The organism is Corallococcus sp. CA049B, assembly GCF_003611685.1.
Lineage (GTDB): Bacteria > Myxococcota > Myxococcia > Myxococcales > Myxococcaceae > Corallococcus > Corallococcus coralloides.
Genome location: NZ_RAWC01000092.1, coordinates 21,661 through 32,110, shown reverse-complemented (window position 1 = coordinate 32,110; position 10,450 = coordinate 21,661). Strand labels below are relative to the sequence as shown.

Genomic DNA, 10,450 nt, shown 5'->3' with positions numbered 1-10,450 from the left:
GGCCCGCACCGGGGGCCGGGCGAGCTTCAGGGGCGCGGTGCCGTGCACGCCCGCCGCCAGCGCGGCCGCGGACAGCACCATGGCCAGCCGCCCGTCCGCGAGCGACGTGGCCCCGGTGAGGTGCGTGTAGCGCGCGAGGATGCCCTTCAAGGGGAGGATGGCCTGGACGCGCTCCTCCAAGACGCGGTCCACCGCCAGTGCGGCCTCCATGCCCTGGCCCTTCACCACCAGCACCAGCTCGCCCTCCCGGGCGGGGCGCTCGGTGGCCAGCCCCAGGAGCGACGCCAGCGAGGCGAAGGGCAGCACGCGTCCCTCCATCCGGAGGGTGGGACGGCCCGCGACCTCTCCCACCTCGGAGGCGTCCACCTTGAGGGCGCGGGAGACGTGGACGGCGCTCAGGGCGAGCGTCTCGTCGAAGACCTGGACGAAGAGCAGGGGCGCCACGGTGAGGGACACCGGGACGCGCAGGGTGAAGATGGTGCCCCAGCCGGGCGCGGACTCCACGCCCACGTCGCCGCCCAGGGCCTGGAGCGAGGTCCGCACGGCATCCAGCCCCACGCCCCGACCTGACAGGTCGGTGACCACGTCGCGCGAGGTGAAGCCGGGGAGGAAGACGAGCTCGCGCGCGGCGGCGTCGGACAGGGCGTTGGCGGCGGGCTCGTCCAGGACGCCCCGGCGCACGGCCACGCGGCGCAGGAGCGCTGGATCCATGCCCGCGCCGTCGTCCTCCACGCGCAGGATGATGCGGCTGCCCTCGCGGGCGGCGCGCAGGGTGAGGCAGCCCCGGGGGTGCTTGCCAGAGGCGACGCGGTCCACGCGCGTCTCCAGGCCGTGGTCCAGGGCGTTGCGGACCAGGTGCATGAGCGGTTCGCGCAGGGCCTCCACGACGGAGCGGTCCGCGCGGGTGTCCTCGCCGTCCACGACGAGCTCCACCTCCTTGCCCAGGTCCCGCGCCAGGTCACGGACCATGCGGGGATAGGGTTCGAAGAGGACGGAGAGGGGCAGCATGCGCAGGCCCTGGATCTCCTCCGACACCTGATCCAGGTCGCGCAGCTCCGCGTTGGCGAGCAGCTTGGCCTCGCGGTGCAGGGTGGCGGCCAGCTCCTTGGCGCGGCCCAGGCGCTCCGCGAGCGCGACGCCCGCGGGGCCCAGGTCCTCCGCGGCGCGGGCCAGCTCGCTCAATTCGCGCACGAGCTCCAGGCGGCGCGCGGTGGCCAGTTCGCGGCGGCGGGCCACCTGGCCCAGGTTGGTGACCGCGCTGGTGAGCATGTCCAGGCTGGCCACGCCGATGCGCACGGCCGTGTCCATGCGGACGTCGCCGGTGCGCACCGTGGCGGTTGCGTGCTTCGGCGCGGCGGGCGGGCGCGAGCGGGCGGTGTCGACCATCCGCGTGCCGGGCGACGCGGCTGGGCTCGCGGGGGGCGGGTTCGCGGACGTGCCCGGCGCGGGGCTGACGAGGTGAGGGCTCCCCGGGCCCGCCGTCACCGGAGCCACGAGATGCGAATGCCCCGAGGCAGCCGGCTCCCCGTGCGTTCCCGCCAGACTCCCGGGTGGCTCCGTCCGGAGGGCCGTGGCGAGGAGCTGCGAGGCGGCGGCTCCCGGGGATGCGCCTGCCGCCGGAGCGTCCGGGCGTGAGGCGGGCGTGCTCCAGTGCGAGGGGACCACCACGGCCCCAGACGGCTCCCGGCGGTCCGTCACGATGAGGTGCGATGTGCCCTCTGACTTCGAAGCCCGGCCGCCCTCCGCCGGACGCGCGGACTCCACGCTGACCCGCTGCTGCAGCGTGGCCACCAGCGTCTCCACCGCCAGCAGCGGCTCCCCCGCCTGGAGCGCGCCCGACAGCGCGAGCACCGTGTCCGCCGTGGCGAGCAGCGCGTCGGTGGACTCCGACGACAGCCGGTAGCGCTGCGGCTCCGCGCACCGGACCAGCTCCTCCATCTCGTGCGCGAGCGTGTTGATTTCGCTGAAGCCCATCATCCGGGCCTCGCCCTTGAGCCCGTGCAGCTCGCGCAGCACCCGCTGCCCGGCCTCCAGGTTGCCCCCGGACTCCAGCTCCATCAGGGAGCGGTTGATGCGCTCCAGACGGACCGTGACCAGGTCGCGGAACTGCTTGAGGAGCCGCTCGCTGGGGTTCACCCGCCGCCCCCCTTGCGCAGGGTCGCCTGGTGGATCTGGAAGCGCTCCACCACGCCGCGCAGGTCCTGCGCCAGCCCCAACAGGTCCCCGTTCGCCGCGCCCACCTGCTTCGTCGCGTTGAGGCTCTGCTGGGTGATGCGCAGGATGTCCGCCATCGTCTCCGCGAGCTGATCCGTCCCCGCCTGCTGCTGCTGCGTGGACCGGGAGATGATCCGCACCGAGTCCGACGTCCGCCCCGCCAGGTCGACAATCTGCCGAAGCGACTCGGACACCTGCTCCGCCAGGCCCGTCCCCGTCTCCACCGCGCGCACGCCGCCGCCCGTCACCGACACCGCGGCGGCGGAGGCCTCGCGCACCTCCTCGATGAGCCCTTCAATCTCCTTGGTGGACTCCAGCACGTTCTCCGCCAGCCTGCGCATCTCCGCCGCCACCAGCGAGAAGCCCCGCCCCACCTCGCCCGCCTTGGTGCCCTCCAACTCCGCGTTGAGCGCCAGCAGGTCCGACTTGTCGGCGACGCCGTTGATGAACTCGACGATCTTCCCAATCTGCTGCACGCGCTTGTCCAGCCGCCCCACCGCCGAGCCGATGGCCTGGTTGTCCTGGCGCATGCGCGACATGGCCCCCAGGAAGGACTCCGCGCTGCGCTGTCCCCCCTGGGCCGCCGCCAGCGTGCGCTGGGCGATCTCCGCCACCGAGCTCGCGTTCTCGGCGATCTGCTTCGCCGAGCGCGCCAGCTCCTCCGTGGTGGCGCTCGTCTCGTCCAGGCTGCTGGCCTGCTCCGCGGCGCCGGCCTCGTAGCGCCCGGAGGTGCTGAGGATCTCCTCCGTGGTGGCCGAAATCTGCGAGCCCGCGCGCTGCAGCTCCGCGAGCACGTCCGCCAGGTGCGTGCGCATCGTGGTGAAGGCCGCGGACACCGCCCACACCTCATCCTCCGCGGGCACCAGCCGGGGGCTGGCCAGGTCGCCCGCGGCGATGCGGCGCGCCTCGCCAGAGAGCTCCCGCATGGGCCGCCCCAGCAGCGTGCCACCCAGGTACGCCGTGGCCAGCGCCAGGCCGAACACCACCGTGCACAGGAGCGCGCTGGACGTGTACGCGTCCACCAGCGCGCCCTGCGCGACCGGGCTGTCCGCGCCCACCAGCCGGTGGAAGAGCCGGTCCGTCAGCGCCGTGACGACCTGCGCGCACATCACCGCGGGCGTCACCACGCAGATGGCGGTGAAGGCCACCAGCCGCGCGCGGATGCGCGAGCGCCGGGGCAGCGCGGCGATGACCTGCGCGTGCGACAGCCCCTGCTCCGCCACCCACAGCACGCCGCGCCGCGCCCTCAACGTGACGAGCCCGTACACGAGCAGCGACGAGAGCGGGCCGAACAGCGCCCCCAGCCCCGCGACCCGCAGGGTCTCCTTCCCAGACAGGATCCCCGCCGACCCGAGCGCCATCGCCACCACGCCCGTGGTCAGCGCCCACAACCCCAGCGAGCGGAAGAACGCCTCGCCCGGCGCGCGGGCCACCTCCCCCACCGCCTTCGCCAGGTGCTCCGGCGTGGGCGGCAGCGCTCCTCGCTCGAGGGCCCGCAGCCGGGGGAAGCGGCGCAGGGACACACCTACACCCAGGAGCATGTGCAGCGCGCTCACGCCCACCACCAGGGCGACGAGCTCGCCCAATGGCAGCTTCAGGTCCCTGCCCACCACGAGCGACGCGAAGTGCAGCCCCAGCGTGGAGCCCACCAGGTTCGCCAGCGGCACGGGGAACATCAGCTGCTGGCTGAAGGCGGCCCGCCGGGAGTCCGCGCGCGAGGAGTGGTCCATGTCACCCGCCTCCCGTCGCGCCAGGCAGGCCGGGGGCCCCGCCGGAAGCTCCGGTGGACTCGACGCCGGGCGGCTCGACGTGGAAGCGCTGCACCACGTGCTGCAGGTCCGCCGCCAGGGTGGACAGGTCCGCGTTGGCCGCCACCATCTGCTTGGTGGCCGCGGCGTTCTGCTCGGTGACGCGCAGGATGTCCCCCATGGCCGCCGCGAGCTGATCCGTGCCCGTCTGCTGCTGCAGCGTCGCCAGCGAGATGCTGCGCACCGCGTGCGACGTCTGCCGCGCCAGCTCCAGGATGAGGCTCAGGCTGTCGTCCACCTGCGCCGCCAGCAGCGTGCCCAGCTCCGTCGTCTTCAGGCCCGCCTCCGTGGCCATCACCGCGCCGTTCGTCGCGTCGCGGATCTCCCCGATGAGGCCCTCAATCTCCTTCGTGGAGCGGATGACGTTCTCCGCCAGCCTTCGCATCTCCGCCGCCACCAGCGAGAAGCCCCGCCCCACCTCGCCCGCCTTGGTGCCCTCCAGCTCCGCGTTGAGCGCCAGCAGGTCCGACTTGTCGGCGATCTCGTTGATGAACTCCACCACCTTGCCAATCTGCTGCACGCGCTTGTTGAGGCGCACCACCGCCTCCGCGATGGCCTCGTTGTCCTCCCGCATGCGCTGCATGGCGCCCAGGAAGGCGGTGGCGCCGCGCTGGCCGGACTGCGCCGCGCCGAAGGTCGTCTCCGCGATGGCGGACACGGACTCCGCGTTGTCGGCGATCTGCTGCGCGGACCGGGCCAGCTCCTCCGTGGTCGCGCTGGTGGCGTTGAGCGCCCCGGCCTGCTCGTCCGCGCCCACCTCCTGCTCCGTGCTGGTGGCCACCAGCTGCTCGGTGGTGGAGGAGATTTGGATGCCCGCCCGCTTGAGCTGCGACAGGGCCTGCACCAGCTGGACCTGCATCTGGGTGAAGGCCGCGGAGGTGGCCCACACCTCGTCCTCGGCATGGATGACGCGCGGGGGCCGCACCTCGCCGCGCGCGATGCGCGTCGCGTCCTCGGTGATGGCGCGCAGGGGCTCCGACAGCGCCGTGCCCGCGAGCGCCGCGGTGCCCAGGATGAGCAGCGTGACGAGCCCCGCGATGAGCCCCAGGGGTGGCCCGTCCGCCTCGCGAGCCCGCGCCATCACCTCCTTGCGCGCCTCCGGCGTGGTGGCCTGCGTCCACGCGTCCACCACCGTCACCGTGCGCGTGAAGGCCACGTCCAGGATGAAGAGCGACGGGCTCAGGACGGCGATGGCGGTGAAGACCACCAGCCGGCGGCGGATGTGCATGCGCCGGGGCGGCAGCGCGGCCAGCACCTCCAGCGGCGCCGGCCCCAGCGACACCAGCCGGTCCAGCGTGGCCCGCGCGCGGCGCACCACCATCAGGTAGGTGAGCATGGCGCTCAGGGGCCCGATGGACAGCCCCAGCACCATCACCCGCACGCCCTCCGTCCACGGCACGTCCGCCAGGGTGGGGAAGGCCAGGGCCACCGTCAGCGTGCCGCCCAGCCAGCCCTGCATCACGAACCAGAAGCTGCGGCCGGGGATGGCCGCCACCTCCTGGACCGCCACCAGCAGGTGCTCGGACGTGGCGGGCAGCCGGCCCTCGCCCAGCGCGAAGAGCGTGCGCAGGGCCCGCGTGTCACGCGCGTACCCCACGCTGATGAACAGCACGAGCGCGCAGAACATCAGCCACGTCAGCGGCGTGCGCCCGGCCTCCGGCAGCGTGTGCGACAGGTGGATGTGGAGGAACGCGATGCCCACGCCCAGGCAGCTGCCCGGGATGCGGGGCCGCGTCGTCCAGCGGCCCAGGGAGCGAAGCTCCAGCGGCGCCATCATGCGCCCTCCCCGTCCAGCCCGCGCAGGTAGCGTTGGAAGGCGTCCAGGCGCAAGAGCGGCCAGAGCACCCCGCGCGTAATCACGAAGCCGCGCAGGCTGCCTCCGGAGGCCCCCGCCACCACCGGCGAGGGCGGCAGCACGGACAGCACCTCCGAGTCGATCTCCAGCCCGTCCACGCCCACCGTCTCTCCGGTGGCGGTCACCAGCACGCGCTGGGCACCTCCTGCCCCCAGGAAGGCCCGGTGGGCGGACACGGTGCCCGCGTCCGGCGCGGCGATGGAGGCCACCTCGCCCGCCTCGAAGGCGATGCGGTGCGGCCCCACGTGGCACAGGAGCGTCCCCTCGACCCGGCCCGCGGGAAGCATGCGGCCTATCCGCCCTGGCTGAGGTGGTCGAAGAGGCCTTCCGGGTCGATGACGGCCACGTCGCGCGAGCCGCTCTTCACGGGGCCGCGCAGGTGGACGTGCACGCCCGAGGGGCCCAGGGGCTCCAGCGGTCCCATCAGCGCGGACACACCGGCGACGTTGCTGGCGGTGAGGGCCAGCGTTCCCCGGGCCAGCCGCACCAGGACGGCGCGGCGGGACCCGGCGGAAACCCCGCCCACCAGCAGGCTCATGTCCACGACGGGGATGACTTCACCCCGGTGCGCGAACACACCCAGCAGGTGGGGCGGGGAACCCGGTACCCGCGTCAGCTCGGGGAAGGTGACGACCTCCGCCGCGGCTTCCGCGGGCACCGCGTACCAACTGCTTCCACACGCGAAGACGAGATAGGACTGGCGTGTTTCCGACTCTAGGGCGGCCATGCGCGCCAGAGCCTACCCCAGAACTAGCGCTGGAACTCCACGCGGCGGTTCTCCGCCCAGCCTTCCTCGGTGCCGGCGCTGGACAGCGGGCGGGTCTCACCATAGCCCACCGTGGACAGCCGGTTGGACGGCACGCCCAGGTCGACCAGGTAGCGCTTCACGGCCGCGGCGCGGCGGTTGGACAGCTGGAGGTTGTACTCCTCCGTGCCGCGCTCGTCCGCGTGGCCGCCCAGGGTGATCTTGCCCTGGCTGGCCTTGATGCAGGCCGCCAGCTCGCCCAGGCGCGACTGCGCGCTGGAGTCCAGGGTGGACTCGTTGAAGCCGAAGGGCACCGGCGAGTAGTCGCACTTGGAGCTGGCGTCGGCCGTCACGCACTTGCCGGACTGGCACTCCTGGCCCTCACCGCAGTCGGTGCTGGCGGAGCAGGTGTCCTTGGGGGCCTGGCAGCGGCCGGCCTGGCACTTGCCACCGTTGCACGCGGAGTCGTCCTTGCACTGGGCCTCGGCGCACTTGCCGGCCTCGCAGATGCGGCCGGAGCCACAGGCCGCGTCCGTGGTGCACTCAGGAGGCTTGGGCGCGCACTTGTTGGCCTGGCAGGTGAAGCCCTCGCGGCAGTTCGCGTCCGTCGCGCACTCCTGGCACTGGCCCTGGACGCAGACCTCGCCCTTCTCCTGGCACTGTTCGTCGTTGTTGCACTTGGGGTAGGTGGGCGGGCACCCGGTCAGCACGGCCACGGCGAGGGCCAACCCGGCCCAAAGCGAAATCCGGCGCATCATTCCTCCGACAGCAACCACGGGAAAAGAGAGGCCCACAGAGGGTGGGCCCGGCCTGTCGCGTGTAGTCGGACCCACCGGGGAGAGTCAAAAGATTTGTCTTTTCCTCGGCCCCGGGGGCAACACGAGACCCTTGATGCCCCGATTATTTCCGTGAGAGTGTGAACGGTTTGCCCATGCCCGCTGCGGTCCTCATCGTTGATGACGAAAAGAACATCCTCCTCACCCTGAGCCAGTCGTTGCAGCTGGCCGGCTACCGCACGGAGCTGGCCAGCAGCGGGCAGGTGGCGCTGGACGTGGTCAGCGCGCGGCCGGTGGATGCCGTCTTGATGGACGTGAAGATGCCGGACATGGACGGCCTCACGGTGCTGGCGCGGCTCACGGAGCTCAAGCCGGACCTGCCCGTCATCATGATGTCCGGCCACGGCACCATCGACACTGCGGTGAAGGCGACGCAGCTGGGGGCGCGCGACTTCCTGGAGAAGCCGCTGGCGCGGGACAGGCTGCTGGTGGCGCTGCGCAACGCGCTCAAGCACCAGGCGGCGATGGAGGAGTTGCAGGAGCTGCGCGCGCAGCTGGGCCGCTTCGACATGGTGGGCGGCGGGCCCGCCATGCAGCGCATCTTCTCCCTCATCCAGCGGACGGCGCCCAGCGAGGGGCGCGTGCTCATCACCGGTGAGAACGGCACCGGCAAGGAGCTGATTGCCCGGGCGCTGCACCAGAACTCCCGGCGCAAGGGCGGGCCGTTCGTGAAGCTCAACTGCGCCGCGGTGCCGCACGACCTCATCGAGAGCGAGCTGTTCGGCCACGAGAAGGGCGCCTTCACCGGCGCGGTGAGCGTGCGGCGCGGCAAGTTCGAGCTGGCGCACGAGGGCACCCTCTTCCTGGACGAGATTGGCGACATGCCGGCCGCGATGCAGTCCAAGCTGCTGCGCGTGCTCCAGGAGGGCGAATTGGAGCGCGTGGGCGGCGCGGAGACGCTCAAGGTGGACGTGCGCGTCATCGCCGCGACGAACAAGAATCTAGAGAAGGAGATCGCCGCGGGGCGCTTCCGCGAGGACCTCTACTACCGGATCAACGTCGTGCAGATCCACTCGCCGCCGCTGCGCGAGCGCCGCGAGGACCTGCCGGACCTCATCGACACGTTCCTGCGCGAGGCGTGCGCGAAGAACGGGCGGCGGCCCCTGGCGCTGTCGCCGGACGCGCTCGCGGTGATGAGCGCGTATGACTACCCGGGCAACGTGCGCGAGCTGCGCAACCTGGTGGAGCGCCTGGCCATCCTCTGCGAGGGGCCGGTCGTCTCGCGCACGGACGCGCTGGAGCTTTTGCCCCGGGGCCGTCCCCTGCCCCCCATGCCCGAGCCTACCGTGGGCGGTGACGTGCCCGCCGCGCAGCCCGCTCCGGTGGTGGCGGCGCCCGCCGAGCCCGCGCCCTCGAACCCGGGCGGTTGGAAGGCTCGCGTGGACCAGACCTTCCGAGAGCAGGTGGAGGACGCGGAGCGGGAGATCATCCAGCGGGTGCTCGCCCACACGCATGACAACGTGACGGAGGCGGCGCGGATCCTCGACCTGGAGCGGGGTCACTTCTACAAGAAGATGAAGGCCCTGGGCCTGCGCCGCGGACAATCTGAATCGTAGGTGCCCGCATTGGCCGCTCCCTACTCTGGGGGCGGAAGCGCGGGGCGCGGGTGCCATCCCTGAAGAATCCGCTCGGCGGCGGCGCGGTCGTGCCACTCCGCCCGGCCGAGCAGCACCTGCTCACCGCGCTTGATCCGGATCGCCACCCATATCGGCGGGCCCGGAACGAAGTGCGCATCTCCCGCGGCCCAGGCAAGGCCGCCCGTGGCCTTCACCACGCGTGAGACACAGGCGTCGAACTCCTCCGCGGGCAGCCAGCGCAACGCCTCCAACACCCGGTCCGCCTCGAATCCCTTCAGCGACGTGGGTCTTCCGGTGACGGCCTGAAGCGCCTGGGGGCCGCGCCTGTCTGGGATGAACGCCAACGCGTGGGGACGCAGGACGCAGACACCCTCGACATCCCCCACCTTCGCGGGGAGGAGGGCGACGTCCTCCAACTGCACGCCCGACCGGGCCGCGCCGAGGAGGGGTGGCCGACGGTGCAGCTCCAGCGCGACCATCAGATGAAGGGCATCCGACACGCTGCGCGCGCGCAGCCGACGGTCGCCCGTCACCTCCAGGTCGAACTGGCTCCTGTCCAGGTGGACGCCGTCATCCGCGATCGAGTCCAGACGCACCTCCTGTGCCTCGCCGAACACGGGCGTCCAGAGGAGCCGCTCGCTGGTGATCCGCACCCTGCCGGAGCGCAGCTGGGGCCACAGCAGGACGCCTCCAATGGAGAGCCCCATGAGGGCCAGTCCCAGCTCCCTGGCCCCGGGAAGCCCCGAGACCATGAGGAGGGTGAGGAGCAAGGCGCCCAACGGAACCGGCAGGAGATAGCGAGAGGGCACGTTCATGCCGCCCACGCCTGGGCCTGGCTTCCCCCTCGAACCGCCGTAGTCGGGCTCGAAGACGAGCACCTCGCCCTCTTTCAGCGCCTTGCTGACAGGCTGGCGAAGCAATGCCTCCAACCGCGTCAGCGCCTCTTCGAGGGTCACGTCCGGAGGCGCGACCGTCAACGTGTCCAGCCGTTGTCGCGCGAGCCGGGTGAGGCGCTCGCGCTGCGTGGACAGCGCCCGTGCCTGTCGCAGGACGGGCATGTCCTCGGTCCACGCCTCCACCTCCGCGCGGCGGTGCACACGCGCCAGCGCTTCCCGCACCGCTTCGGCCCCCGCCACGAACGCGGACACCCGCTCCGGCTGCTTCAGGAAGCGGCGCTTCCAGCCACCGGCCGACAGCATGGCCTCCAGCTCCGCATGGGGGCGCATCGCCCCGGAGATGATCTCCGCGCCTCCCTCCAGGATCCGCACGGCCTCCGGCTCGGAGGCAGCAAGGTCGTCCGCGGAGGGGGCTGTTCGTGCGCGTTCGGACGTCATCGCCGGACCATACCCGGCACATGCCCCTCTGGGGATGGACCGAATCAAGGGGCGCCCTCCTGGCCGCACGTCCCTGGCCGC

8 protein-coding genes are annotated in these 10,450 nt (G+C 72.4%); 1 reads left to right on the top strand and 7 read right to left on the bottom strand.

Annotated elements, in window-relative coordinates; genetic code table 11:
- From D7W82_RS20790 to D7W82_RS20765, 6 genes are all read right to left on the bottom strand, one after another.
- Nucleotides 1–2,136, bottom strand: a 2,136-nt coding sequence (locus D7W82_RS20790; RefSeq protein ID WP_120620015.1) for a chemotaxis protein CheA, incomplete at its 3' end; no start/stop codon positions are given.
- Nucleotides 2,133–3,944, bottom strand: a complete 1,812-nt coding sequence (locus D7W82_RS20785; protein ID WP_120620014.1) for a methyl-accepting chemotaxis protein — start codon at nucleotides 3,942–3,944, stop codon at nucleotides 2,133–2,135. The genes D7W82_RS20790 and D7W82_RS20785, both read right to left, overlap by 4 nt.
- 1 nt (nucleotide 3,945) lies before the next feature.
- Nucleotides 3,946–5,799 carry a methyl-accepting chemotaxis protein gene (locus D7W82_RS20780; protein ID WP_120620013.1) on the bottom strand — a complete coding sequence of 618 codons (1,854 nt, stop codon included), beginning with the start codon at nucleotides 5,797–5,799 and terminating at the stop codon, nucleotides 3,946–3,948.
- Nucleotides 5,796–6,164, bottom strand: coding sequence for a protein CrdC (locus D7W82_RS20775; RefSeq protein ID WP_120620012.1), 369 nt, complete (start codon nucleotides 6,162–6,164; stop codon nucleotides 5,796–5,798). The genes D7W82_RS20780 and D7W82_RS20775 overlap by 4 nt, the downstream gene beginning before the upstream one ends.
- A 5-nt stretch (nucleotides 6,165–6,169) precedes the next feature.
- A complete protein-coding gene (locus D7W82_RS20770; protein WP_120620011.1) occupies nucleotides 6,170–6,604 on the bottom strand; it encodes a chemotaxis protein CheW in 435 nt (144 codons plus the stop codon).
- Nucleotides 6,605–6,627: 23 nt separating this feature from the next.
- Entirely contained in the window at nucleotides 6,628–7,377 is a 750-nt protein-coding gene (locus D7W82_RS20765; RefSeq protein ID WP_120620010.1) for an OmpA family protein, read from the bottom strand.
- A 176-nt stretch (nucleotides 7,378–7,553) separates the two neighbouring features.
- Between D7W82_RS20765 and D7W82_RS20760 the strand changes: the two genes are divergently transcribed.
- Nucleotides 7,554–9,014 (top strand): sigma-54 dependent transcriptional regulator, encoded by a 1,461-nt coding sequence (locus tag D7W82_RS20760; RefSeq protein ID WP_120620009.1) that lies wholly within the window; start codon nucleotides 7,554–7,556, stop codon nucleotides 9,012–9,014.
- A 20-nt stretch (nucleotides 9,015–9,034) separates the two neighbouring features.
- Here the strand turns inward: D7W82_RS20760 and D7W82_RS20755 are convergent, their stop codons facing one another.
- Nucleotides 9,035–10,369, bottom strand: coding sequence for a hypothetical protein (locus D7W82_RS20755; protein ID WP_147439430.1), 1,335 nt, complete (start codon nucleotides 10,367–10,369; stop codon nucleotides 9,035–9,037).
- Nucleotides 10,370–10,450: the final 81 nt, after the last annotated feature.

Bases quoted from the DNA above. Each gene is read 5' to 3' on its own strand.
- D7W82_RS20785 (WP_120620014.1), bottom strand. From the start codon at position 3,944: ATGGACCACTCCTCGCGCGCGGACTCCCGGCGGGCCGCCTTCAGCCAG.
- D7W82_RS20780 (WP_120620013.1), bottom strand. From the start codon at position 5,799: ATGATGGCGCCGCTGGAGCTTCGCTCCCTGGGCCGCTGGACGACGCGG.
- D7W82_RS20775 (WP_120620012.1), bottom strand. From the start codon at position 6,164: ATGCTTCCCGCGGGCCGGGTCGAGGGGACGCTCCTGTGCCACGTGGGG.
- D7W82_RS20770 (WP_120620011.1), bottom strand. From the start codon at position 6,604: ATGGCCGCCCTAGAGTCGGAAACACGCCAGTCCTATCTCGTCTTCGCG.
- D7W82_RS20765 (WP_120620010.1), bottom strand. From the start codon at position 7,377: ATGCGCCGGATTTCGCTTTGGGCCGGGTTGGCCCTCGCCGTGGCCGTG.
- D7W82_RS20760 (WP_120620009.1), top strand. From the start codon at position 7,554: ATGCCCGCTGCGGTCCTCATCGTTGATGACGAAAAGAACATCCTCCTC.
- D7W82_RS20755 (WP_147439430.1), bottom strand. From the start codon at position 10,369: ATGACGTCCGAACGCGCACGAACAGCCCCCTCCGCGGACGACCTTGCT.